The following is a 25,821-nucleotide window of genomic DNA, read 5'->3' as shown; positions in this document are numbered from 1 at the left end:
CAAATTAACTACATGAATTTCCTATTTAAATCCAAGACAAGCATCATTGTTCTGGGGATTTTAGTCTATATCACTCAGGGAAATACGCTACTGGCACAAAGTGCTAACACTCCCCTTTTTGCAAAAATCTCAACTAAAAAAGCGGGAGTTACTTTTAAAAACCAATTAAAAGAAGACCAAAAGAACAATATCCTTCGCTATGAGTACTTCTACAATGGAGGGGGTGTAGCTGTGGGTGATTTGGATAATGATGGCTTAGAAGACCTCTTTTTTACAGGAAACATGAGCCCCAATAAAGTCTTCAGGAACTTGGGAAATTGGAAATTTGAGGACAAAACCAAGTCTGCCGGAGTTGCCGGTAAGGAGGTATGGACCACAGGGGTCAGTATGGCAGATGTCAATGCGGATGGTCTGTTGGATATCTATGTTTGCTATTCCGGAAAAGGAAGTCCCGAATTCAGAAAAAACGAGCTTTGGATTAATCAGGGAGACTTTACTTTTAGTGAAGAAGCGGAAAAATATGGACTTGCTGACCCATCTAATAGTACTCAAGCCGTTTTCTTTGATTTTGATCGGGATGGTGATTTGGATATGTTCCTTCTCAATCACCACATAGAAGTAATCAACGAATTGGAGTTTAGTGAAGTCAAAAACATCCGGCACCCCTATGCCGGTGACAAACTCTATAGAAACGACCAGGGGAAATTTATTGATATCAGTGAACAGGCAGGCATCAAAGGTTCTGCATTAGGATTTGGCCTAGGTGTAGTGGTTTCTGATATCAACCAAGATGGATGGCCTGACTTATTAGTCACCAACGACTACATAGAGCCCGATTACCTATACATGAATCAGAAAGACGGGACATTTTCGGACCAAATGAAGGAGTATTTTCAGCACATATCCCATTTTTCTATGGGTGCTGATATCTCAGACATCAACAACGATGGAAATTTGGATATCTATACCTTGGATATGCTGCCAGAGGATAATGAACGGCAAAAACTATTGTATGGTCCCGAAAATTATGAGCAATACGCATTGATGATCCAAGAAGGATTTCACCATCAAAATATGCGAAACATGCTTCAATTGAACCAAGGAGACGGAAACTTTGCTGAAATCGGTCAATTGGCGAATATTTCAAATAGTGACTGGAGTTGGTCAGCTTTGTTTTTTGATGCCACGAACAGCGGCAATAAGGATTTATTTATCAGCAACGGGTACTTTCGGGATTATACCAACCGAGACTTCTTGAAATACAAGGGAGATTATTATTTCCAACAGGCCATAGCCAAAGAAAAAGCAGATACGCTCCACTTGGTCACGTCCATGACTTCCACCCCTGTCCATAATTATATTTTCGAGAATCAAGGAAACCTGGATTTCAAAGACCGATCGGACGATTGGGGGATGGATGAAAAAGGGTTTTCTTCGGGAGCGGTATATGCGGATTTAGACAATGATGGGGATTTGGATTTGGTGGTAAGTAATTTAAATGATTTTGCCAGTTTATATGAAAATAAAAGTGGCAAGTCTAACTGGATTCAACTATCCCTTTCCTCACAGGGTCAAAATACCTTCGGCATCGGGGCAAAGGTTGAAATTAGTTCGGACACAGAAACCCAAACTTTGGAAGTCCAACCAGTCCGTGGGTTTCAATCTTCTGTAAGTCCACGAATTCATGCCGGGATCGGAAATGATCAACAGATTAATAAAATTGAGATAAGCTGGCCTGATGGTACCATTCAAACCATTCAGAATATTCAACCCAACCAGTTCATCACGATAAACAAAGAAAACACTTCCTCCACCGAAAGTGTAGAAGCAACAGCTCCACTCCTTTCTAAGAGTTCAAATACACCTCCCTACTCCCCCATTCCTCCAACTTTTAATGACTTCAAACGTCAACCTTTAATGCTTACCATGGCAAGTTATATCCATCCGATCTTAGCAAGTGGTGACTTAAATAAGGATGGAAACCCTGAGGTTTTTGTAGGAGGAGAAAAAGGAAACCCAGGAAAAATATATTCCCTTTCTGAAGGGAAATGGACTGAATATGCTGGCTTTAGAAGCTCGCCAGAATTTACAGATGCTGTGGCGATTTTTGAGGATTTTAATGGAGATGGAAATCAAGATTTATTCTTGGGAAGTGGTGGATACCATGATTATATAGGTTCTGATGATGCTTTAAACGATCGCTTATACCTCAATAATGGAACAGGTAAACTTGTTCGCCAATCCAGCTATCCTACCTATAAATTCAGTACTGGAACCGCTCAATCCATAGATATCAATGGAGATGGAGCAGCAGATCTTTTTGTTGGGGCTAAACTAATTCCTGGGAGGTACCCTATTATCCCTGCTAGTAAAGTCCTAATCAATGATGGGAAAGGGAATTTCACAGATCAAACATCTTCTTATTTGCCGGAGGAAGGAAAAATAGGAATGATTACGGGATCAGAAAAACTAGATCTGAATGCGGATGGAAAAATGGATTTGGTTCTCGTAGGTGAGTTTCTACCTATTACTATTTTGATCAATACCGATTCTGGCTTTCAAAATCAAACATCTTCCTATTTCAAAAATGAACTTTCAGGTTGGTGGGGAAGTCTCAGCAAAGCAGATATGGATGGAGATGGGGATCTTGATTTGATCGCCGGAAACTTCGGTTTAAACTCTCAATTTGAAGCTAACGAAAACAAATCGTTGAGATTATATGCTTCAGATTTTGACCAAAATGGTTCCATAGATCCGATTTTAGAATGTTTTGTAGGAGATAAAATGTATCCATTTCCAAGTAGGGATGAATTATTGGATCAAATGGTAGGTATGAGAAGTCGATTTACGGATTATGCATCCTACTCTAAAGCAACGATGCAGGATTTATTTTCCTCCAAAGAGTTGGAGAATGCACAAATACTTGAGGCCAATATATTAGAGTCGGTTTATTTAGAAAATACTGGATCAGGTTTTAACGTTAAACCATTACCTAGAATTGCTCAATCATTCCCCATTTATGCCATTCTACCTATAGATATCAATAAAGATGGAAATCAAGACCTCATTTTAGGAGGAAACCAATCTTTCACAAGAATTCGAATTGGAGTGATCGACGCTGGCTTAGGTCTCGTCATGTTAGGAGATGGAAATGGAAACTTCAGTCCCATATCTCCTGCTGAATCCGGTATTTCCATCAAAGGGGACATCAAATCCTTCTTGCCTATCCAAACTGATTTAGGAACTCAAATCTTAGTAGGCGTCAACCAACAGCCTCTGCAAAGCTTTCACTTAAAATGAGATTACTGACAAAACATATCTTGATCAATTGCTTTGTATTCCTATGGGCACTTGGAAATACCTTCGCAGGTTCAAAGGAAACGGATTGGCCTAAAACATACGCTGAGGAGTATTTTCATATCACAGAAGTCATGGTGACAGATGTGGCAAGTCCTCCAGTTGCTGCAAGAATTTATGCTTACACCAGTTTGGCAGCCTATTTAGTAAGTAAAAGCCAAGGGGCTCAATTTCAACATCAGAGTTTATTAGCGCACACTTATCTATCAGACCATACTTGGAATATCAGTACTGATAAAATTCAATCCCCGGAGTTTGCTGCCATTCTGGCTTTCATGAAAGTTGGAAAAGCCATCATGCCATCCGGCTACTTGCTGGAAGGAAAACAACAGGATTGGATAGATAAAGCGATGAAGGCAAAGATCGTGAGCAAAAAAAACCTTCAATCCCATATTGACTTAGCGACAGAAATAGCGGAAAAAGTAATGGAAGTAGCCAAGAAAGACGGCTACCTTCAACTCTCCACCCTAACTCGTTATACCCCAAAAAAAGGAGAAGGTTACTGGTATCCCACTCCACCAGCCTATATCGCTGCGATAGAACCAGAATGGAAAACCATCCGACCCTTTTTCATCCAAGATTTGGAAAAATTCAAACCGGCACCCATGGCTCCATTTGACATGTCAGAAGGAAGCTCTTTTCATAAGCAATTGATGGAGGTGTACAACACCACGAATGAGCTGGATGAGGAAAAAATTCTCATCGCCAATTTTTGGGATTGTAATCCTTTTAAGGTTGAATTTTCAGGCCATATGGCCATAGGTGTTAAAAAAATCTCACCCGGAGGACATTGGATGGGGATTACAGGGATAGCAGCACAAAAGGCTGATTTGTCTTTTGAGGAAACGGCCTACATCCATGCATTGGTGGGAATGACTTTGCATGATGCATTTATCTCCTGCTGGAAAGCCAAATATGACACCGATCGAATTCGCCCTGAAACGGTGATTAATCAAAAAATGGATCAACGTTGGAGACCCATCCTTCAAACTCCTCCATTTCCTGAATATACCTCTGGTCATTCAGTAATCAGTCGAGCCTCTGCAGTAGTATTAACAGGATATTTCGGGGATAACTTTGAATTTATAGACAGTTCAGAGACTTATTTTGGGTTGCCAGAAAGGCCATTTAAATCTTTTCTCCTAGCTTCTGAAGAAGCTGCAATTTCCAGATTATATGGAGGAATCCATTTTAGGGATGCCATAGAAGAAGGAGTGAAACAGGGAGAAAAAATTGGCGATATGATCTGGTCCAACCTTCAACAAAAACAATAGAATTTTAGTACAACATGCGATTTAAGAACTCCATATACCTCTCTTTATTTACAGCTTTGGTCGGGTTTACTTCCTGCCAAAACAGCTCATCAGAAACGGAAACACCGGAGACTCCGGACAAACCTAATATCGTATTGATTTTTGCAGATGACATGGGCTATGGGGATTTGGGGGTGTATGGAGCTACCCAGTGGAAAACCCCTCACCTGGACCAATTGGCCGCTGACGGAGTCCGGTTCAATCAGTTTTATGTACCCCATGCAGTTTGTTCTGCCTCCAGAGCAGCCTTAATGACGGGCACCTATGCCAATCGGTTAGAAATCTTTGGAGCTTTGGACCATACTGCAAAACATGGGTTGAACCCAGAGGAAACTACGATTGCAGAAATGCTAAAAGCCAACGGCTATGCAACGGGCATGGTGGGGAAATGGCATCTAGGACATCAGGCTCCTTTCTTACCAACCGAGCAAGGTTTTGATTCTTATTATGGCTTACCCTATTCCAACGATATGTGGCCACATCATCCAGAAGTAAAGGATTATTACCCTCCCCTTCCCTTGTATCAAAACACAGCAGTAATTGACACCTTGGACGATCAAAGTATGCTGACCACCAACTATACCGAGAAGGCTTTGGAATTTATTGAGCAGAGTAAAGACCAGCCATTTTTCCTTTACCTCGCTCATAGCATGACACATGTGCCACTCTTCGTTTCAGAAAAATTCAAAGGCAAGTCAGAACAAGGTTTGTATGGAGATGTAATGATGGAGGTGGATTGGTCTGTGGGCCAGGTAAGAAAGAAATTGGAGGAATTAGGTCTGGCTGACAATACCATGATCATTTTCACTTCTGATAATGGTCCTTGGCTTTCCTATGGAGGTCATGCAGGCTTAACCGCAGGACTTCGTGAAGGAAAAGGAACTTCTTGGGATGGAGGCATCCGGGAACCAGGAATATTTGTCTGGCCAAATCATTTTCCTGCCGGGAAAGTGGAAAATCAAGCCGCGATGACCATTGATATTCTTCCCACGCTGGCAGAAATTACGGGCTCTAAACTGCCTGATTTACCGATTGATGGAAGAAGTATTCTTCCAATGTTGGAGGGTCAAGAAATGGAGCCAAAACCCTATTATGCCTATTACAACAGAAACGAACTACAGGCCGTGATCTATGGGAAATGGAAAATGGTTATGCCACATTCTTACCGAAGTATACCAGAAGGTACAGTCATGAGAAATGACGGAATTCCGGTAAAATACCACATGCTGAATCTGGATAAAGCAGCACTTTTTGACCTGTCTTCCGATCCAAATGAAACAACAGATGTTGCTGCAAAAAATCCAGAAATAGTCGCTCAAATGAATCAATTTGCAGAACAAGCAAGAGCAGATATGGGAGATGCCTTGACAGAATCAGAAGGAAGCAATTTGAGAAAACATGGTGCCATAGAAGAATAAATTTGAAGGCTGAAAATCAATTCCTAGTTCATTGATTTTCAGCCTTTCTTTCCTATTAATTTTTTAACGCTCCTTCCCAATTCACCTCTTTAGAAAAAGGATTTAGCAACTCATCCAGAAGCACCGATACTTCTTTTCGATTGAGTTTCTTCTCAGAGGTGAAATTCCCTTCCAATCCTCTTCTTTTCCAAGCTTGTGCCAGTTCCAATAAGGGAGTATTGGGCTTCACAAGTTCCAGTATTTCCCGAAGTCTTTCTCCTGATAAATAATTCCCTGAAGCACCCCAGTAATCCTTCAATTCCGGATATAAAGACCGCATTCCTTCTACCAATTCGTATTCAGTGACCAAACGCTCTGGGTAAAACCAAGTTTGGTTAGCCCAGAGATAAGGGACACCCTCTCCTTTTAAAATTCCAGTAGCTCCAATTTTCTGCATGGCTACATAATGATCTTCCCTTGGACTCATATCCAAAAAAGGCATGATGTAGGCATTTTGAGATAGCAATAAGGTCTGCACTTCCCTGATAGAAACTTCACCCAAGGGTTTATTTTCTTTGATTGCTACTGCAGCCAACACTCCTGCAGCTTGCCCAATTCCTAACACCACTGGCTGAAGCCTAGTTGCTCCATTGACGATATTTGAAACAGAAATACTCTTCTCAGCAAGGATTAGCGAAGGGTGATTTTTCGGTATTAAAGCCCCCAAAGGAATCGTATAAGAAGGAACACGAATTTTGATGAAATCAATCGCGGGAGCATCTACGTTCTTTTTGTGATGATGGTCAATGGTATAATCTCCTACTGCAATCCCAGTTCGGTATAATGGATTAGGTGCCTCATATGGTGTCCTCACATAGGGTAAGGTAAAATCAACCAACCCCTCAAATCTCCTCGATTCCCGATGATAAGGGATCATTGGCAAATGATCCTTGGTTGGATATTCATCTTCTGCAATACCAAGATGTCTGTACCCTAATTCATGCTGTATGTAATAGATAAATCTTAAACTGGCTTGCTTGGCTTCTTCCATTGCAGACCATCTTTCTTCCTCATTCATCTCCACCATATTTACATAATAATCATTCCCGCAATTGGGCCAATTGATCATGTATTTTCCGTTAGGAAGTTTTCCATAGCTCATCATTTTATCACAATCCAAGGTAGGAGCTAGATCAGAGATGGGATCAGCATGGGCACAGGCACAGGCAAACTCCTCTGGATTATAATTCTCGGGTTCGGGTATGGTTCGGTCCGCTCCCACTCCATAATCCTGTAAGGTCACTACATAGGTTAGATCCTGAATGATATGGTTACTTTTTTCAGGGGCAAAACTTTCTCCAATTTCATCTCTCGCATCCATGCCCAAGCGATAAGGTATGCCTTGAGAGGCAGCTACATCACCTAATTCTGTGGCATCAATAAGAATTGGAGCTGAAATATGAAAAGTCTCACCATCTTTCAAATAAGCAAGGTTCCAAACCCCTTGTTCATAAACTGCCTTTTGCCAATCACTCTCCAGTGAAATGGTTAAAGAAGGTACCGAGGCGGCCATACCCTGTAAAATTTCATTTCCTACTTTGGGCTCGAAAAGGGTATTACTCACCCAACCGGTAGCTAAATTCTTTTCCCCTCCATAATATGCCTCTAACCCAGCTTTAAATTCTCCCCAGATTCCTGAAGGTAACCGGTGGTTCCCATCAATTGCTGACACGCCTGCTGATGTCAACATCCCTCCCAACCAAGGGGTGGGTTCAATGATCAATGTATTAATCCCCAATCGACCTGCTGAAATTCCTGCTGCCGTACCACTTGCCCCGCCTCCTACGATGATCAGATCATAAGAAGTTTGAGCAGTTGACTTTTGGCAGCAGCCAAAAAGCAAGCTGATCATCAAAATAGGAAAAGTAAAATATTTCATCCGTGATTATTCAGTGTAAAATGGCAAGCAGGCACCAATCAAAGCTGCCTTTTCTCCAAGTTCAGAAATAGTAAAAGGAACAGGATATCCCATTGTTTCCAGATAGGATTGGGTAGATGGCAGGAAATAATCAGCAGCTAAACTGATTTTACCGCCCAATACCACTCCTTCGGAATGTAACCGGCTCAGATAGGGAAACAAGAACTCGCCAAAGGCTTTACCGAAAGAAGTAAATAGCTGATGGGAGACCTCTGGATCAAATTCTGGTGAAATCAGGTCTTTTACTCCTTCTATTTCAAGTCCAAACTTCGTCAAAGCAAAATTTTTGAACCAAGCTGTCCCTAAGTAATCCTCTGCGATTCCATCCCTAAATGGTGCGGTCCAAAGTTTGGCATCTTTGACGACATCCAAAACTTTTATGGCAGAACCAAGCCCTGTACCCAAGGTGATGCCTATTGAATTTTGAAATGCTCTTCCAGCCCCGGCAAAACTTTCTCCTATTAAAAACGCCTCAGCATCATTGGTGAAGACTAGATTGGAAGGATGGATCCCTAAGCTTTCTGCAAGTAAATTCTTGACGGAATGCCGGTAAAGAGAAGCCATCTTGCCTTGGTCTTTGATTAAAGAAACCCCTTGTTGATAGTCATAGGGACCAGGCATGGCTATTCCTACTTGAAATTCTTTTGCATTTCCTGCAGCCTTCTTAATTATCTTAGTCCAAGCGGAAATGATGGACTCTTGATCCCCAAAAGTATCTACATCAGCTTCGTAAACATCATAACAATCGGAAGTTCTATTTCCTAACTTAATTTTTGCAGCTGAAATATGTGAGCCTCCGATATCTACTCCAATTTGTATCATTTCTTAAAGATATTCTCTACGGATCATTTCTAAAAAGAGATTATTCCAGCATTCCTAATCAATTTGTAATTTCTGAAAGCAGAAGCCGCATTTGAATTTTATTAAAGTATATAAAGTGAAAGAGGTTTTGAACTTAATCAAAACCCCTTTCGGTAATCTATCTATGAAGATTTTTATTTGTTATTTATCCCACCACATTTTAGTGGTCCAAGTATCACCACCCATGTTAGAAATTGCATTAGCAAGGCCTTCTGGGTTTGTAGTACTCTCAGAAGCAGGATAAACCTGTCTTGTTGGAATTTGGCCTCCTGAGAAATTTCCTGTGTAGTTTACAGGAGTTAGCTCTGGATATCCAGAACGCTTCCAATTGTTCCAAGACTCAACGAAATTTGCAAACAATCCAGTAGTTGCCCAGATTTGCTCATTGATCATTTTCAAAGAAGCGGAAGAACTGCTAGTATCCAATGGATTTGCCGCCGCATAAGCTGCCGCATCCCCAGCTGAAACACTTCCTCCTCCAAATTTACCAATGGAAGTCAATGCTGCTTCAACTCCTGCTGCATAATAACTTGATGCAGAACCTGGAACATTAATACCTCTTGCTGCAGCATCAGCCAATAGCAATTGGATTTCAGCATAGGTCAGAATGAATACAGGAGCATTTCGATCTCTGTAAATGGCTGTTGGTCTTGAATAAGCACCAATTGGTGCTACGTCATCACCAGAACCAGTAGGGCCTGGATAATTTGGCTCATTTGAAACATCAGTACTTCCACCTCTCAAATCATAACCGTTAGGAAGTCCAATTTGTACAGCTGGGTCACTATTTCCAGCTGCGGCACTTCTATTTGCGGCAAGACCAGCAGCAGGTACCTCTGCAACAATTGGCAACCTAGGGTCATTTGTAGATTTTAGGAAATCAATTAAATTATCAGACCAGCGAACTTCATACACATCGTCAGTTACATTCAGTGCATTGGCACTAGAATTTGAATAGCCATTATTTTGATCTGAAACCAGTACAGCCTCATCAGCTGGAGATGTAAATACACCTCCTGAAACTGCCTTTGTAACATAGGTCTGGGCAGTTGAAGGATCCGCGTCCACCAATCTCATGGCCATTCTTAACATAATGGAATAACCTAACTTTTTCCATTTCGCCAAATCACCTCCATAAAGCACATCATTTCTGATAGGATCACCTGAATCTGATATGGAAGAAATGGCATTGTCTAGATCAGAAAGCATCGCTGTATAAGCAGCAGACTGTGAATCATAAGCAGGAGTTGTAATTCCATCTTCCGCCTGTAATGCCTCGCTGTAAGGAATATCCCCATAAATATCCGACACAAATGACAGTGTCAAGACTTTCCAAATGGTACCTACAGCCTGAAGATTATTAAATCCTTTTTCTTCAGCTAGTTTTTGCATTTGGTACACTCTAGAAGCAGATGCATACCCATTATTCCAAACATTTTGGATATAACTGTTGGTACTACCTGATGCCACGTATTTATCTGCATTAGAATAATAATTGGCACCTCCTGTAGAAGTAGAAGCCATCACTTGTACCCACATACTCTGAAACAAGATGGCACCGGTATAACCAGTCATCATGTTTCCATAGTTATAAGAAACAGTTGGTAAAATCAGGTTAGGATCAAAAACATTGGAACCTGCACTGTTTGGGTTGGTATTGATATCGGAAAAATCCCCATCACAACCAGCAGCTGTTAAGAGAAGGCCTGATAACAATATGCTATATATTTTTTTCATAATTAGTTCAGTTTAAAGTTCAGGTTGAAACCGAAAGATCTTGTACTTGGAAGAGAAGTACCTTCTATACCTGTGTAGTTGATATTGGAACCAAAGCTAGCCTCTGGATCAATATTCTTGGCTTTTCTCATCAAAATAGCCAAGTTTCTAGCCACAAAAGAGACATCTAATCCTTTGATGACTGGAGTATTTCCAAACCAAGAAGCTGGTAAAGAATAACCCAATGTCATTTGTCTCAATTTGATAAAGTCACCATCTACTACAGAAGTTCTAGTAATATTTTGAGCTAAAGCTTTATAGTAATCTTCAGCAGGAGCTGTTACTCCGCCATTGGTTACTCCTGACTCTCTACCTTCTAACGTCACTTTATTCAAACCTCTGAACGTAGAATAAAACTCAGTTGCTGATAACACTTTATTTCCATAGTTGTAATCAATCAAGAATGAGAATGAAATTCCTTTATAATTGAATTCGTTATTCCATCCTCCATAAAGAGTTGGAAGAACAGAACCCATATTGATCAATTCTCCTCTAACTGGAAGTCCAGCTTCATTTACCACAATACTTCCGTCCGGGTTGTATTGATAATCATAAGCCCTAATTTGAGGACCAGGCTCACCCACTACATAGGCAGTCACAGCATTTCCTAGAGTAGCTCTATTTTGTCCCAAGTTTACAGGATTGTTGTTTTCATCTGTACTTAACACTTCATTTTTCACGCTAGTGATATTAAAAGAAGATGTCCAGGTGAAATCCGAAGTTTGGATCGGCTTACCAGTCAATAATACTTCCAACCCTTTGTTTTGAATAGATCCTGTTGCCACTACAGCACTATTGAAACCAGAAGCAATACTCAAGCTCGCGTTCATAATTTCATTATTCGTAGTCTTGGTGTAATAAGCCAAATCCAAACCTAATCTGTTATTGAAGAAATTCATGTCCAGACCAATTTCAAATTCATCTGTAGTGAAAGGCTTCAAGAATAAGTTAGGAAGCGAAGTTGGAGATGATCCAGCTGGAACTCCAGCATATGAATTCGCAGAAGAATAATAGAATTGATTGCTGTAAGCAACTCCCGGATCACCACTAGTCACCGCATAAGAAACTCTCAACTTCCCGAAATCCATTGCTGAGATGTTTAAGAATTTATCAAATAAGAACGCAGCAGAAACAGAAGGTGAGAAAATGCTATTGTCATCTGAAACAGGACTTGTTAAGGTACTATAGACATCATAACGTCCTGTTGTAGACAAGGTCAAGAAATCTTTAATTCCGAAATCCAAAGAATAGAATCCTGAATGAACTTCTAATTCAGAGAAGGAGTACCCTCTTGAAAAGGCCTCTACGTTGAAAGGAGAATAAAGGTATGGTAATACAAACCGGCTACCACCAACACTTACAGATTCGAATTTATTTTTACGGATATTTCCTCCTAACAATGCATCTAAAACCAATCCTTCAGTCAGGTCAACTTTTGCCCCGAATAAACCATCTATGTTCAATTCTGATCTAGTAGATTGGCCTCTGGAATTCAAATTACCCTGTAAGTTGGCAGTATATGCCAATCCGTAAGGATCAATGCTATAGAAATCATCATTAGAAACATCATTTCCAATTCTGACCATTGCATAGATATTTTCAGTGAAACTATACTTGGTAGACAATGCAGAAATAGTTCTTTTTCTACCTAGATCATTGATCCCTTGGTTGACAATAAAATAAGGGTTGGTTACGTAAATATCATCACTAAACACAGTTTCCGCACCATTGTCTGTATTATAACCGGGAGCAAAGATGCTTTGACTGATGTTTGGAGCTAGGAATAAGAAGTTATTAGGATTTTTAGGTCCATCACTCAAAAATGGAATGTTATCAGATTTTTGATCAATGTAATTGATCATTGCAGTCACATTCAATTTATCAGTAATATTTTGATCCACATTTAAGTTCAAACTCAATCGATCCATTCCACTATTTGGGACAATAGACTTAGAATCCAAATTGGATACCGACATTCTAAATGAACCATCAGAACCCAAACCTTTAGAAACTGAAACAGTATTGGTGAAATTGGACCCTGTTCTATAGAAATCCAAATATCCGTCATTGGTTGGAGTATATGGATATTGGTTTCCATCATATCCTATTACTGAACCACCCATTCTCTCACCCCAAGCTAATCTACCTGTTGTTTGAGCATCTGTAGCAGTAGTAGGTCTTTGGCCTCCTGTACCTTGACCATATTCATTTTGAAAATCTGTGAAATCCACAGGATTTTCTACCATGTAGTTTAGATTATAACTAGCGCTCCAATCTCCTCCTTTACTTCCGGATTTTGTAGTAATCAAAATAACCCCATTAGATGCTCTAGTACCATACAAAGCAGAAGCTGCCTGACCTTTCAAAACAGTCATTGTTTCAATGTCATCCGGAGAAAGGTTTCCAATACCATCTCCATTATCGCTACCACCCCATTGTCCAGCACCACCTCTTTGGGTATTGTCCATTGGAACACCATTGATTACATATAGTGGAGATCCTGTTCCGTTGATACTAGGAGTACCTCTCAAAGTAATTTTTGATGTTCCCCCAGGCCCAGAATTGGTACCTTTCACTACTAAACCCGCTACACGACCTGCAAGAGAATTTGCGACGTTGGTTTCACGAGCTTTTGTCATGGTTTCACTACTTACTTCTGTAAGTGAATAACCTAACTTCTCCTTTTCTTTGCTGATACCCAATGCAGTAACTACTACTTCATTGAGTTCACTTGCATCTTCTTCTAATGTGATGTTCAATTCGGTCCTGTTACCGACAGTAATTTCCTGAGTGGAATAGCCAATAAAAGAGAACACTAAAACTGTGCTTGGCTCCACCGAAATCGAGTACTCTCCATCCACGTTGGTGGTAGTACCAGATTGATTGCTCTTGTTGAGAATTGTAACACCAGGCATGGGCAAGCCATCGGGCGCCGAGGTCACAACTCCTTTCAAGACCCTACTCTGCGCTTGAACGAATGCAATCGTACCAAGCATCAAAATCAGAGTAAAAGTAATTGATAAAACTTTTCTCATAGTTGGTAATTAATGGTTAGAAATAATTGAGTTTAACATAAAGTGCTAGATATCAAATCTTTAAATCTTTTCAAAAAACAGCTAGGCAAGAAAATTGAAAAAACTAAAAGTATAGAAATTAATCTCTTTACAGCATAAGTAATTTCAAAATTGATATCAATCACTTTGTGTAGAGTAAAGCTATATATTTTAAAAAATATTCAAAAGTATTTAATTAATATTTTATATAAGATAAATTTATTTTTTCTATTTTTTTAAAAAAGTTAACATAGTAAATGAGTTTTTTACAGTATATAATTTGGTTATTTATTAGTTACATAAAATTTTATTTGAATAATTCATAGAGATTAATGGATATTTAGTATAAAAAAAGCCTCTCAATGTAATTGAGAGGCTTTTTGATAAAATACTACCTGAAAAAATTAATTCACATCCCAGAAAATGGTGTTCATCAATTTATCCTCTGGCTGTACTACAGAATAGTTTTCCATATTGTAGGTCTGTTCTGATCCAGGATACATCCATCTTGATGGAGGTAGGCTTTGCTGGTTAGAGTTATCTTCCCAGAACTCAAGGTCAACTTTACCCAATCTTCTCAGTTCATGCCAGCTTTCATTTGGTTGAACCACATTAAAGTGTAACCATTTTTGTTCCGCAATTAACTTGAGCTTCTCTTCAGAAGAACCTGCCATTTCCCAAGAAACATCATCCATTGATAAATAGGCACTGATTGACTCTTCTGTAGGAACAATCGGATCATCTGACTCGGCATTATTACTGATACTTCTTAGGTATTCGTAGAAATCAACAGACTGGCGAATGGCTTCTTCATAATGAGTCTTCGCCATCATATCCTGATTTTCCTTCAAGTAATATTCAGCCGCCATTAAATGTACCTCAGCAGCAGTAATGATTAAACCTGGGAAATACTGGTTTCTACTGATTGTAGAGTGATTGTAGATACTCAAAGTTTGTGTCAATACCAATTCATTCTGTTCAGTAGGATTCATTAATGGATCCAAGCCAAGATACTCTCCTTCTGCATTCTCTCCTGGTTGGAATACATAGGTTAATCTTGGATCTTCATTTCCTACCATATGATCTAAAATCGCTTTTCCTGCAATGTTACCATCCCAATCCTCCAAACCACTCTGGAAGTTATTAGCAGGCATCAAAGTTCCTAAAGTATGGATACGGAAAAGGATATTACTGTCATTTTCAGATACAATTGGATACTGTCCTGGATTTGATAAAATGGTTCCGATTTCAGTTTTTGCCCTTGCGCTAAACTCACTTGTACCACTAACTCTGGTCAACATTCTCAATCTCAAAGAATTGATATATTTCAACCACTGATCTATATCGCCACGGTTGATCAAGTCTTGCGTACTGAATTCAATTTCAATAGCAGGATTGATTTGTAGTGTACGTAATTCATCAGCAAACCCAGCCAAATCATCCAACATCTTGGTATAGATATCACTTGCCTTGTCGTAACCAGCATAAGATTTAGTGTAGTCTCCACCATTAGTACTTAGCATACCAGCCTCAGACCATGGAATATCTCCATGCAAATCAACTACCTGCTGCGTATGGTCATAGAAGTATGTAGCTGCCGCAATCATGAAAACGCGGTTATCAACTTTCTCCTCTTCAGACAAATCATTATATACCTTTTCAAGCTCTCTGTATTGAGCTACAAAATTGTAGTAATTATTCCAACGGTCATTTACTGCCGCAGAACCTGGCACATATTGATTTTCTGTGTTTACCCATCCTACTGCCTGAGTATATCTATTGGAAGTAATTCGCTTAATCACAAAGTAATCCCAATAGGTTGGCAACACGGACTGACGATTGGTATAAATCATTCCGGTAAACTGCTTACCCACTGAAGTTTCAGAAAGCTTCGAAGGATCCGTGTAGTTATCTTCAAAATCTGCTGTAGTACAACTCACCGAGAAGCCTACAAGCATTATATATAGTAATATTCTATTGATATTCATCTTCATCATGTTTTTATCTTATATCAATTATTAGAATCTAGCTCTTAACATAAAGCCCCAAGTTCTAGTAGCTGGGTTGGTACCCGCACTAGTCAACGTTTGAGTCCATCTAGATCCACCAGTCATAACTTCTGGGTCTAAATCCTTGATATTTCTATAAAGGAAAAACAAGTTTCTACCAAATACGGAAAGGTTCACATTGGAAGCACCAATTTTAGAGGTAAGTTGAGCAGGAATGGTATAGCTCAAAGACAATTCTCTCATTTTCACATAATCATTGTCCTTGATATACAATTCATATCTTGACTGGCTATACTGAGGTCCACCCCAGTTGTAAGTGTTCCAATAGTAATATGCCTGAGAAATCACATTAGAGTTTGGAGAACCATCTGCGACCACTCCATCCATCACCATACCATCGTGATAAACAGTTTCACCATTTGGTCCTTGGGTTGCAGAATGGTCTATTTGGATTCCTTGTCCATCTTCATTTACATAATAAGCCAAACCACCGCTTGCTTCATCCATATAGTTCAAACTCTTTTCAGTCAAACCACGGCTGATCATCCAGTTGATACCAGTCGGCATAACACTACCTCCAATTTGGAAGTCAACTACTGCAGAAAGAGCGAAGTTCTTGTAGTTTAATTCATTGATGAAACCACCTACTGCATCTGGCATGGCATTTCCAACCTGAATCCAGTTTTGATCATCGATTTTATATAAACCATTTGGTTGTACGATCTTATTACCATTTGCATCAGTTGCAATTGGTCTAGCATAGAAATCACCCATTGGTCTACCTACTACAGAACGAAGTTGAGCCGCATTTCCATCATAATCCGCATGCAGCAATTCAGTTGCATTGTTGGCCAACTTTTCAACTTTGTTCATGTTTCTAGAAACATTCAATGTCATATTCCAACCAAAGTTCAAACTCTGCACGATCGCCCCATTCAATGAAAGTTCAACACCTGTATTCCTCAAAGTACCGATGTTTGTCAATACGGAACTAGCTCCTGAAGTGGAAGGCAACGTCAAAGGCAAGATTTGGTCTCTGATCTGAGCGTTATAATAAGAAAGGTCTAAACCAAATCTATTGTTAAAGAATCTAGTATCTAAACCAAATTCAAATTCATGCTTCTGCTCTGGCTTGATCCCATCGTTACCGAATGAGTTAGAAATAGTGGTATAAAGCACATTGGCTCCACCTGGCTGCTGAACGCCCAAAGAATTCTGAGAGTATGCAATATTTGCTCTATAAATATCTGGATAGTTACCCACGATACCCCAAGAACCTCTCAACTTAGAGAATGTGATAAATTGAGGTAATTGAATGGCATCAGAAATTGCAAAACTGGTGTTAACAGAAGGGTAAACAAATGCATTGTTGTTAGGATTCATGGTAGAAATTCTATCTCTACGGATCGTACCCTCAACAAACCAAATGTTTTTATAATCGAAATTCACTGTTCCAAGGAATGCATCAATTACTCTGTAAGATCTATCAGATCCTGAGTTAGGGATGTTTGTGGAAGCCACAATATCAAACAGATTCTCAGTACTTAATCCACCATTGGTACTTCTTGACACATTGCTAAAGCTTTCTTTTCTAGCAGTATACCCACCCATTGCACTCAAAGTGATTTCGTCGGTAAGGCTCTTCGTGTAAGTCAACATCAAATCACCGTAAAGAATGCTGAATAATTCAGTATTCATTCCAAAAGCACCTGAAGGTCCGAAAGCCAAAGGACGAGTAGAATAATTACTGAACTCAGAATATCTATTGGTGAAGTCTGTAGAAACTCTAGCCCTTAGTTTCAAATCATCCGTAATCTGAAAGTGGTTGGTCAAACTTCCAATTACACGATTACTCAATTCGGAAGACAAGTTTTTATTTACTCTCCAAACATAATCTGCAATATCACCTCTAAAACCTGCACCTGTAATGTTTTCATCAGGAGTCAAACTTTGTCCATTACCAGTCACAAATCTGTAACCACGGCTCGTTTGATATCTGTCCAAATACCACTCACCATTATCGAAACGAGTCATCATTCCACCGAAGTTATTGATCATTCGGTCAATTGAATAAGGACGGTTTTTTGTGTTTTGATTGATGTAATTCACCATCAAATCCACTTTCCATCTTTTGTTCACATTATAGCTTGAATTCAAATTCATGATATTCTTGCTGTTTTTAGAATTCAAACTCAACGCTTCGTTGTCCTGACGGGTTAATGAAAGGCGGAAATTAGCTTTATCGGTACTATTAGAAATAGCTACGTTAATATTAGAACTTACTGGGCTATTGAATAAAGCCGCATAATTATCTTCTTGTGCTACATAAGGTCTAGAAATACCATCCCAAGCCTGCATTGGCTGACCATCGAATCTTGGTCCATAGTTAGTGGTTGTATTCGGCACTGTACGAATTCCATCTTCCGTATAATTAAAACCATCTTCTGCTTGGCCTAAGTTCTGGATATGAGCTGGCATACCAGGTCCTCTTACGTTTTGATATCTTGGCAAATAGGCAATTTTATCTAAGCTGACATTCGCATTAAAGTCAACTTGCATTCCGTTTTTACCTGCGGTGCCTTTTTTGGTAGTAATCAAAACAACACCATTCACCGCCTCTGAACCATAAAGTGCAGCCGCAGATGCACCTTTTAAGATGGAAATATTATCAATATCTGCTGGGTTTATGTCTAATAGGCCATTTCCTCTTAGTCTTTGGTCGCCCCAATAGTTGTTGTTCGTTACTTCTTCATTTCGGATTGGAACACCATCCAAAACAATAAGTGGTTGGTTTTTACCAGTAATCGAGTTAATTCCTCGAATCTGAATGTTCACTGCTGAGGTAGCTCCCCCCGCCCCTGTTTGGATTCTAACACCAGGTGCTTTACCATAAAGAGCAGATGCTACATTTGGATTACCTACTTTGATCAATTCATCAGCCTTGATTGTACTAGTAGCATAACCCAAGGATTTTTCACTTTTGTCCATCCCAAAAGCGGTCACGACAAATTCAGATAATTCACTAGCATCCTCCTCCAAATTAATATTGATCTCAGATTGATTTCCGACAACGACTTCCTGAGAAGCAAAACCAATAAAAGAAAACACCAAAACTGAATTTGGTCCCACAGAAATAGAATACTCACCATCTATATTGGTGGTAGTACCCGTCTGGTTTGTCTTGTCCAGAATTGTAACACCCGGCATGGGTTCTCCATCCGGCGAAGCTGTCACAACTCCTTTCAAAACTCTTTTCTGAGCCTGTGCCATAGCCGAGACACAAAAGATCATAACCAGAGTCAAAGCAATTGATAAAACTTTTCTCATAGCAATTAATTAATGATTAGAAAATAAATGAGTTAATAGACAGACCAGGGAATACCTACTAATTATTTGGCTTATATAACTAAAGATTACTTAAAAGTTCGTTTCCGGACGAATGACAAGGAGAAACTTTAGAATCTTTTCAGTATACACTAGTCTGTGTGGTAAATCTATAAATTTCAAAATCCATTCAAAACAATTAGATAATATTTTTTAATGAAATAGGATATTTATTTAATTTTTTTACAAAAGTAAGTTCAAAATTAAATTATTTTAAGTATTCCTGCTTTCCAATAATCGATATTTCTTCTTGAACTAATAGCTATAAATAAAATTTCCTTCTTTAGATCATGAGTTAATAAATTTTTCCTAAAGGTAAATGCATAAAAAAAGCCTCTCAAATGAATGAGAGGCTTTTGTACTTTTCGAGTTTAATTTTATCTCAAAAACAACATTTCTCTATATTTCACTAATGGCCAAGACTCATCGTCTACCAATAACTCCAGCTTATCAACAGCATATCTGATTTTGTCAAAATAAGCTTCTTTCACTTCAGTCTGATAGCCTTTCGCCATTTTCACAATATCTTCTTCTTTGTTGAGCTTCTTACGAGCTTCAATCATTGCAGTAATATTGGATTTCAAGGATTCAATGTGCTTAGAAACCTCTTTGATCGTAGCAACAGCAGCAGTATGATCCAAACCAAGTCCTTTCAGACCATTGGCATTTTCAATCATTTTATTTTGATATAGAATAGCCGTTGGAATGATATGATTCAATGCCAAATCTCCCATTACTCTTCCTTCGATCTGAACTCTCATAATGAAGTTCTCCAACATGATCTCATGACGTGCATGAAGTTCTATCTCATTCATGACGTTGTGTCTTTCGAATAGCTCTTTCGTAGCTTTCTTCTGGTACACGTCAAGTGCAACTGGAGTAGACTTCAAGTTAGATAAACCTCTTTTTTCAGCTTCTTTAGCCCAAGCATCAGAGTATCCATCACCTTCAAACCTTACCTTCTTACTATCCTTGATGTATTTTCTCAATACATTCACAATAGCAATTTTCTTCTCCTTACCAGCAGCCATCTCTTTCTCGATATCTTTATACATACCTTTCAAGACATCTGCTACGATTACGTTAAGAGCAGTCATTGGACCAGCTACGTTAGCTTGAGATCCTACCGCACGGAACTCAAATTTGTTTCCTGTAAATGCAAATGGAGAAGTTCTATTTCTATCAGTGTTGTCAAGTATGATTTCAGGAATCTTGGAGATACCTAACTTCATATACATGTTGTCACCTTTCTCGATTTTGATATTTCCGTTTTTCTCAAGCTCATCCAATACCTCCGTAAGAGTAGCACCCAAGAAAACAGAAATGATTGCAGGAGGCGCTTCGTTGGCACCCAATCGGTAATCATTACCTGCAGAAGCAATACTAGCTCTTAATAAATCTGAATGATCATATACTGCTTTGATAGTCGCTACCAAGAATGTCAAGAACTGAAGGTTCTCTCTTGCAGAACTACTTGGCTGGAACAAGTTTACTCCAGTGTCAGTAATCAATGACCAGTTATTGTGCTTTCCACTACCGTTGACACCAGCAAATGGCTTCTCGTGGAACAACACCTTCAAATTATGCTTTTCAGCAACTTTATCCATCACATCCATCAATAACTGGTTGTGATCAGTCGCTTTATTGATCTCTTCAAACAAAGGAGCTACCTCAAACTGACCAGGAGCCACTTCATTGTGACGAGTCATTACAGGAATACCAAGCTTATGAGACTCAATTTCAAAGTCAACCATAAAGTCCTTCACCCTGGTAGGGATCGTACCGAAATAATGATCATCTAATTGCTGACCTCTAGCAGGGCTATGACCAAAAACAGTTCTACCAGCCATTACCAAATCTGGTCTTGCAGCAAACAATGCTTTGTCTACTACAAAGTATTCTTGCTCTACTCCAAGAGAAGGAAATACTTTCTTCACATTCCTGTCAAATAATTGGCAGATCTGCACGGAAGCATCATTGATCGCTTCCATAGATTTTAATAAAGGAGTTTTGTAATCCAACGCCTCTCCTGTATAGGAAACAAAGATAGTTGGGATACAAAGTGTGTTTTCAAAAATAAAAATTGGAGAAGAAGGATCCCAAGCAGTATATCCTCTTGCTTCAAAAGTAGATCTGATTCCTCCATTTGGGAAAGAAGAAGCATCTGGTTCTTGCTGAACTAAGGCACTACCTTTGAACTTTTCCAATCCGCCTAACGCATCGAAAAAGGAATCATGCTTCTCAGCTGTAGAACCTGTCAATGGTTGGAACCAGTGAGTATAATGTGTTACTCCTTTCGCAAGAGCCCAAGTTTTCACTGCAGATGCGATTTCCTCAGCAGTTGAAACATCTATTTTTGAGCCTTTATCGATCGCTTCCATTACCTTTTTGAAAACGGATGGAGCTAAAGACACTTTCATTTGCGCAGTTCCAAATACATTTTCGCCAAAATAATCGGATATTTTGGTAGATGGTGCTTTTACAGCAGATCGCTGTCTAGCCTGCACCATTGACAAGGCTTGTTGTCTGAGTGTTGCCATTTCTACAAAGTGTGGTTTAAGATTATACTCACAAAAATAGAAAAATACTGACTCGAAAATGAAAATGACCAAAATTTGAGCTCATTTTTTGAAAAATTTACAGTTTTATCAAAAAAACATGGTCTTTTTCACACCATTTCGTTCAAAAAAGTGATTTTCCGTTCAGAAATTAGAAAATTGAAAACAAGTAGACTTTAATTACCTTTGCATTCTCAAATAAGCTGGAGATTAATTGTGAAAAAGGTAGCATTTTATACACTTGGATGTAAACTCAACTTCTCGGAGACGTCTACTATTAGTAGACAGTTTGAAGACAAAGGGTATTTAAAGGTGGATTTTCAGGATAATCCTGACATTTTCATCATTAATACCTGCTCGGTAACCGAGAATGCAGATAAAAAATGTAAGAAGATAGTAAAAGAGGCTAAAAAGATCTCTCCCAATTCTTACGTGACAATCATTGGCTGCTATGCCCAATTAAAGCCGAAAGAGATTTCGGAAATAAAAGGAGTGGATGCAGTCTTGGGTGCAGCAGAAAAATTCAGGTTAATCGAGCTATTGGATGATTTTGCAAAAGCCCAGGACACTAAAATCCTAGCCTCAGAAATCCAAGAAGCCACTACTTTCAACAATGCCTACTCCATCAATGATAGAACTCGGACATTTTTAAAAGTTCAGGACGGCTGTAACTATGGATGTGCTTTCTGTACCATTCCATTAGCTAGAGGAAAAAGTAGAAGTAACACCATAGAAAGTGTCGTTGCCTCTGCAAAAGAAATAGCCGGAACCAAAGTGAAAGAAATCGTTTTGACCGGAGTTAATATTGGTGACTTTGGAATAGTCGATGGAAAAAGAAATGAAAAATTCGCTGACCTTGTCTATGCGCTTGATGAGGTGGAAGGAATTAATCGATTTAGGATTTCTTCTATTGAGCCCAACCTACTCACCAATGAAATCATCAGTTTTGCGGCCCAGTCCAAAAGATTTGTACCCCATTTCCATATCCCATTGCAATCTGGTTCCAATACCATCTTAAGAAAAATGGGAAGACGATATCTTCGCGAATTATATGAAGACAGGGTTTCCAAGATCAAAACCTTGATGCCGCATGCCTGTATTGGAGTAGATGTGATTGTAGGGTTTCCGGGAGAAACAGACGAACTATTTCTAGAAACCTATAATTTTTTAAACGAACTGGATATTTCATACTTGCATGTCTTCACCTACTCTGAACGTGCAAATACCAGAGCAGTTGAAATGGAAGGAGTCGTTCCGATGAAAAAAAGAAACGAACGTTCCAAAATGCTACGGATACTTTCTGAAAAGAAAAGAAGGAAATTTTACGAAGAAAATCTGGGCAACACGTTTACAGTGCTATTTGAAGAGGATATTGAAAATGGGAAAATCCACGGATTTACCGAAAACTATATCCGGGTTTCTGCCAAATATGACCCCATGTTAGTCAATGAATTGAAAGTGGTCACCTTGGATAAAATCAACGATGAAGGTACTGTCGAGGTGATGGAACCAGAATTCATTTACGAGAATCATTGAGTAGACTCCAGGGGTGCTCCGATTTCTGCTTTGAAAACAACTTCCTATCAAGTTCGTTAATAAAATTATGAATTCAACATTTAAACCGGAGGGAAGAATAACTAGAAGAAAGTATTTGTGGATGTTCATGATTTTCTATTTCATCAACATTCTGTGCTTATTGTTAATATGGGATAGTTTCCAAACTGAATCCTGGATGATATTTTATGGAGCGGGAGTGGCTTTGATAGCATCAATCAGCATTTTAATGGTTCAAGCTATTAAAAGACTACATGATATAGGACTGGATTGGAAATATGCCTTTTATTTATTGATCCCACCTCCAATCAATTTTATAGGTTTTATTTGGCTGGCCGCAAAAAAAGGTCAGAAAGGAGAAAATCAATATGGTCCAGACCCTAGAAAGACAGATATTGTTTGAGGCTGGACGTATTTTATAATTTAGCATTTAAATCAGAGCGGTAAGAATTAAATTTTCTTACCGCTTTTTATTTTTCAATTCTCCACAGGAATGAAAAAAAGAAGTACATGCTTGATTCCATTTACATTTTTCTAAATTAAGCCAAGTTAATTTCATGTTTGTGAGAAAGTCCGCCCCCCTCAATTTAGTAATAGACGAGCCTTGGCTTGAAAAATACAGTGATAAGATTTCTCTTCGTTGGAGTAAATACCAATCAGCTATCCAAGAAATTGAAAATTTCTGTGGGGACATTTTGGAATATGGTAGCAACCATCATTTTTATGGGATTCATTTCGAGAGTTGGAGAAATGGTTGGGTCTATCGGGAATGGGCCCCTGCCGCAGAAGCACTTTATTTCTTTGGGGACTTTAACAATTGGGATCGACAATCCCACCCTATGAAAAAAAATCCTCGGGGAGATTGGGAAATTTTCTTACCCTTTGATCAATATAAAGATACGTTCGTCCATGGTTCAAAGGTAAAAGTCCATGTCATAGGTGCCAATGGGGCTTTGGATAGAATCCCTGTATACATCACCCGGGTAATTCAAAATGAAGAAACACATGATTTTGCAGGTCAAGTTTGGTTTGATTCTCCTTTTCCCTGGACTGATCAAGATTTTTCTTTGGCAGAAAGCAGGAAACAACCTTTAATATATGAGTGCCATGTAGGGATGGCACAAGAAAAACTAGGCGTAGGGACTTATCTGGAGTTTGAACAAAACATCCTTCCACGGATCAAATCTGCAGGTTATAATACCATCCAGCTCATGGCCGTCATGGAACACCCTTATTATGGCTCTTTTGGCTATCATGTATCTAACTTCTTTGCCCCCACCTCTCGTTTTGGGTCACCGGAAGAATTAAAATCCCTGATCAATACTGCCCATAAGATGGGAATAGCTGTGGTAATGGACATCGTTCATTCACATGCCGTAAAAAATGTGAATGAAGGAATCAATGAATTCGATGGGAGTGATCACCAATACTTTCATGCAGGCCCAAAAGGATACCATGAAGGTTGGGACTCTAAAGTATTCAACTATTCAAAAAGAGAAGTCCAACAATTCCTCTTGAGTAATATCCGATATTGGATCGAAGAATTCCATATGGATGGTTTTCGCTTTGATGGTGTCACCTCCATCATGTATGTCCATCATGGATTATTCATGGATTTTGACAACATCGATTTATATTTTGATTCCAATGTGGATGATGATGCTATTCTTTACCTACAACTTGCCAATACATTAATCCATAAATTAAAACCTCAAAGTATTTCAATTGCAGAAGATGTCAGTGGAATGCCCGGACTTTCCAGGAAAATAGAAGATGGTGGAATAGGCTTTGACTTCAGAATGGCCATGGGTGTTCCGGATTATTGGATTAAAACCTTAAAACATAAGCAGGATGAGGAATGGGATATGTTTGAGCTTTGGCACCAACTATCCAATCGACCCATCAAAGAGAAATCTATCGCCTATGCCGAAAGTCATGATCAGGCGCTTGTTGGTGATAAATCGCTGGCATTTTGGCTGATGGACAAAGAGATGTATTTCAGCATGTCTTTATTACAGCAAAATTTGGTGGTAGATAGAGGGATTGCATTACACAAATTGATCCGCATGATCACCCTTTCCTTAGGAGGAGAAGGATACCTCACATTTATAGGAAATGAATTTGGTCATCCTGAATGGGTAGATTTTCCAAGAGAAGGCAATAATTGGAGCTACCAATACGCCAGAAGACAATGGTCTTTGGCAGATGATCCTCTTCTTCGGTATGGGCAACTGGCTGCTTGGGACAAATCCATGATTCAATTGGCTAAAGACTTTCAGGTTCTTGCTTCCCAACATGCACGCCAATTACACCTGGATCCCGATAAAAAAATACTCGCATACGAACGAGCCGGGCTCATTTTTGTATTCTCCTTCCATCCAACGGAGTCGTTCTCTGGCTTTGCTATTCAAGTACCATGGACTGGATCCTATCAATTGATTTTGGATTCGGATGAAAAGGAATTTGGAGGATTTGAAAGATTGGATACGAGCACCACCTTCCTGACCAATGAAAACCAGTGTTTATTGCTTTATATCCCTAACCGGACCATGATGGTGTTGAAGCAAAAGGATTAGAAACC

At 39.2% G+C, this 25,821-nt stretch carries 13 protein-coding genes; 6 read left to right on the top strand and 7 right to left on the bottom strand.

The window, feature by feature from the left end; translation table 11 throughout:
- The first annotated feature begins 12 nt into the window (after window positions 1–12).
- The 3 genes from BUR11_RS03840 to BUR11_RS03830 are packed head-to-tail and all read left to right on the top strand — an operon-like array spanning window position 13 to window position 6,088.
- On the top strand, window positions 13–3,300 hold the full coding sequence (locus BUR11_RS03840; RefSeq protein ID WP_074223488.1) for a VCBS repeat-containing protein: 3,288 nt from the start codon (window positions 13–15) through the stop codon (window positions 3,298–3,300).
- Window positions 3,297–4,631 (top strand): vanadium-dependent haloperoxidase, encoded by a 1,335-nt coding sequence (locus BUR11_RS03835; protein ID WP_074223487.1) that lies wholly within the window; start codon window positions 3,297–3,299, stop codon window positions 4,629–4,631. The genes BUR11_RS03840 and BUR11_RS03835 overlap by 4 nt, the downstream gene beginning before the upstream one ends.
- Window positions 4,632–4,645: 14 nt before the next feature.
- Window positions 4,646–6,088 (top strand): sulfatase family protein, encoded by a 1,443-nt coding sequence (locus BUR11_RS03830; RefSeq protein WP_074223486.1) that lies wholly within the window; start codon window positions 4,646–4,648, stop codon window positions 6,086–6,088.
- 55 nt (window positions 6,089–6,143) lie between these two features.
- On the opposite strand, the gene BUR11_RS03825 is transcribed toward BUR11_RS03830, so the two are convergent.
- From BUR11_RS03825 to BUR11_RS03795, 7 genes are all read right to left on the bottom strand, one after another.
- A complete protein-coding gene (locus BUR11_RS03825) occupies window positions 6,144–8,006 on the bottom strand; it encodes an FAD-dependent oxidoreductase (protein WP_074223485.1) in 1,863 nt (620 codons plus the stop codon).
- 6 nt (window positions 8,007–8,012) lie between these two features.
- A complete protein-coding gene (locus BUR11_RS03820) occupies window positions 8,013–8,867 on the bottom strand; it encodes an ROK family protein (protein WP_074223484.1) in 855 nt (284 codons plus the stop codon).
- Window positions 8,868–9,047: 180 nt separating this feature from the next.
- On the bottom strand, window positions 9,048–10,643 hold the full coding sequence (locus tag BUR11_RS03815) for a SusD/RagB family nutrient-binding outer membrane lipoprotein (RefSeq protein WP_074223483.1): 1,596 nt from the start codon (window positions 10,641–10,643) through the stop codon (window positions 9,048–9,050).
- A gap of 2 nt (window positions 10,644–10,645) precedes the next feature.
- Window positions 10,646–13,717 carry a SusC/RagA family TonB-linked outer membrane protein gene (locus tag BUR11_RS03810; protein WP_074223482.1) on the bottom strand — a complete coding sequence of 1,024 codons (3,072 nt, stop codon included), beginning with the start codon at window positions 13,715–13,717 and terminating at the stop codon, window positions 10,646–10,648.
- A 422-nt stretch (window positions 13,718–14,139) separates the two neighbouring features.
- The gene (locus tag BUR11_RS03805) at window positions 14,140–15,723 is read right to left on the bottom strand and encodes a SusD/RagB family nutrient-binding outer membrane lipoprotein (RefSeq protein WP_317045220.1); all 1,584 of its coding nucleotides are present in this window, start codon (window positions 15,721–15,723) and stop codon (window positions 14,140–14,142) included.
- A 30-nt stretch (window positions 15,724–15,753) separates the two neighbouring features.
- Window positions 15,754–19,071 carry a SusC/RagA family TonB-linked outer membrane protein gene (locus BUR11_RS03800; protein WP_074223481.1) on the bottom strand — a complete coding sequence of 1,106 codons (3,318 nt, stop codon included), beginning with the start codon at window positions 19,069–19,071 and terminating at the stop codon, window positions 15,754–15,756.
- A gap of 434 nt (window positions 19,072–19,505) precedes the next feature.
- The gene (locus BUR11_RS03795; protein WP_074223480.1) at window positions 19,506–21,668 is read right to left on the bottom strand and encodes a glutamine synthetase III family protein; all 2,163 of its coding nucleotides are present in this window, start codon (window positions 21,666–21,668) and stop codon (window positions 19,506–19,508) included.
- 234 nt (window positions 21,669–21,902) lie between these two features.
- Here BUR11_RS03795 and mtaB point away from each other — a divergent pair, with 234 nt between their 5' ends.
- The 3 genes from mtaB (at window position 21,903) to BUR11_RS03780 (ending at window position 25,816) form a co-directional block, all read left to right on the top strand.
- A complete protein-coding gene (mtaB, locus tag BUR11_RS03790) occupies window positions 21,903–23,222 on the top strand; it encodes a tRNA (N(6)-L-threonylcarbamoyladenosine(37)-C(2))-methylthiotransferase MtaB (RefSeq protein ID WP_074223479.1) in 1,320 nt (439 codons plus the stop codon).
- Window positions 23,223–23,289: 67 nt separating this feature from the next.
- Complete coding sequence (locus BUR11_RS03785) at window positions 23,290–23,643, top strand: DUF805 domain-containing protein (protein WP_074223478.1); 354 nt, start codon at window positions 23,290–23,292, stop codon at window positions 23,641–23,643.
- A gap of 154 nt (window positions 23,644–23,797) precedes the next feature.
- Window positions 23,798–25,816 carry an alpha amylase C-terminal domain-containing protein gene (locus tag BUR11_RS03780; RefSeq protein ID WP_074223477.1) on the top strand — a complete coding sequence of 673 codons (2,019 nt, stop codon included), beginning with the start codon at window positions 23,798–23,800 and terminating at the stop codon, window positions 25,814–25,816.
- Window positions 25,817–25,821: the final 5 nt, after the last annotated feature.

This window comes from Algoriphagus halophilus (genome assembly GCF_900129785.1).
Taxonomy (GTDB): domain Bacteria; phylum Bacteroidota; class Bacteroidia; order Cytophagales; family Cyclobacteriaceae; genus Algoriphagus; species Algoriphagus halophilus.
Note: the sequence above shows the minus strand (reverse complement) of the source record. Positions and strands in the feature narration are given on the sequence as shown.

What these genes read in the sequence shown, in the direction of transcription:
- BUR11_RS03820 (WP_074223484.1), bottom strand. Translation starts at nt 8,867, where the DNA reads ATGATACAAATTGGAGTAGATATCGGAGGCTCACATATTTCAGCTGCA.
- BUR11_RS03840 (WP_074223488.1), top strand. Translation starts at nt 13, where the DNA reads ATGAATTTCCTATTTAAATCCAAGACAAGCATCATTGTTCTGGGGATT.
- BUR11_RS03805 (WP_317045220.1), bottom strand. Translation starts at nt 15,723, where the DNA reads ATGAATATCAATAGAATATTACTATATATAATGCTTGTAGGCTTCTCG.
- BUR11_RS03825 (WP_074223485.1), bottom strand. Translation starts at nt 8,006, where the DNA reads ATGAAATATTTTACTTTTCCTATTTTGATGATCAGCTTGCTTTTTGGC.
- BUR11_RS03830 (WP_074223486.1), top strand. Translation starts at nt 4,646, where the DNA reads ATGCGATTTAAGAACTCCATATACCTCTCTTTATTTACAGCTTTGGTC.
- BUR11_RS03800 (WP_074223481.1), bottom strand. Translation starts at nt 19,071, where the DNA reads ATGAGAAAAGTTTTATCAATTGCTTTGACTCTGGTTATGATCTTTTGT.
- BUR11_RS03785 (WP_074223478.1), top strand. Translation starts at nt 23,290, where the DNA reads ATGAATTCAACATTTAAACCGGAGGGAAGAATAACTAGAAGAAAGTAT.
- BUR11_RS03795 (WP_074223480.1), bottom strand. Translation starts at nt 21,668, where the DNA reads ATGGCAACACTCAGACAACAAGCCTTGTCAATGGTGCAGGCTAGACAG.
- BUR11_RS03810 (WP_074223482.1), bottom strand. Translation starts at nt 13,717, where the DNA reads ATGAGAAAAGTTTTATCAATTACTTTTACTCTGATTTTGATGCTTGGT.
- BUR11_RS03780 (WP_074223477.1), top strand. Translation starts at nt 23,798, where the DNA reads ATGTTTGTGAGAAAGTCCGCCCCCCTCAATTTAGTAATAGACGAGCCT.
- BUR11_RS03815 (WP_074223483.1), bottom strand. Translation starts at nt 10,643, where the DNA reads ATGAAAAAAATATATAGCATATTGTTATCAGGCCTTCTCTTAACAGCT.
- BUR11_RS03835 (WP_074223487.1), top strand. Translation starts at nt 3,297, where the DNA reads ATGAGATTACTGACAAAACATATCTTGATCAATTGCTTTGTATTCCTA.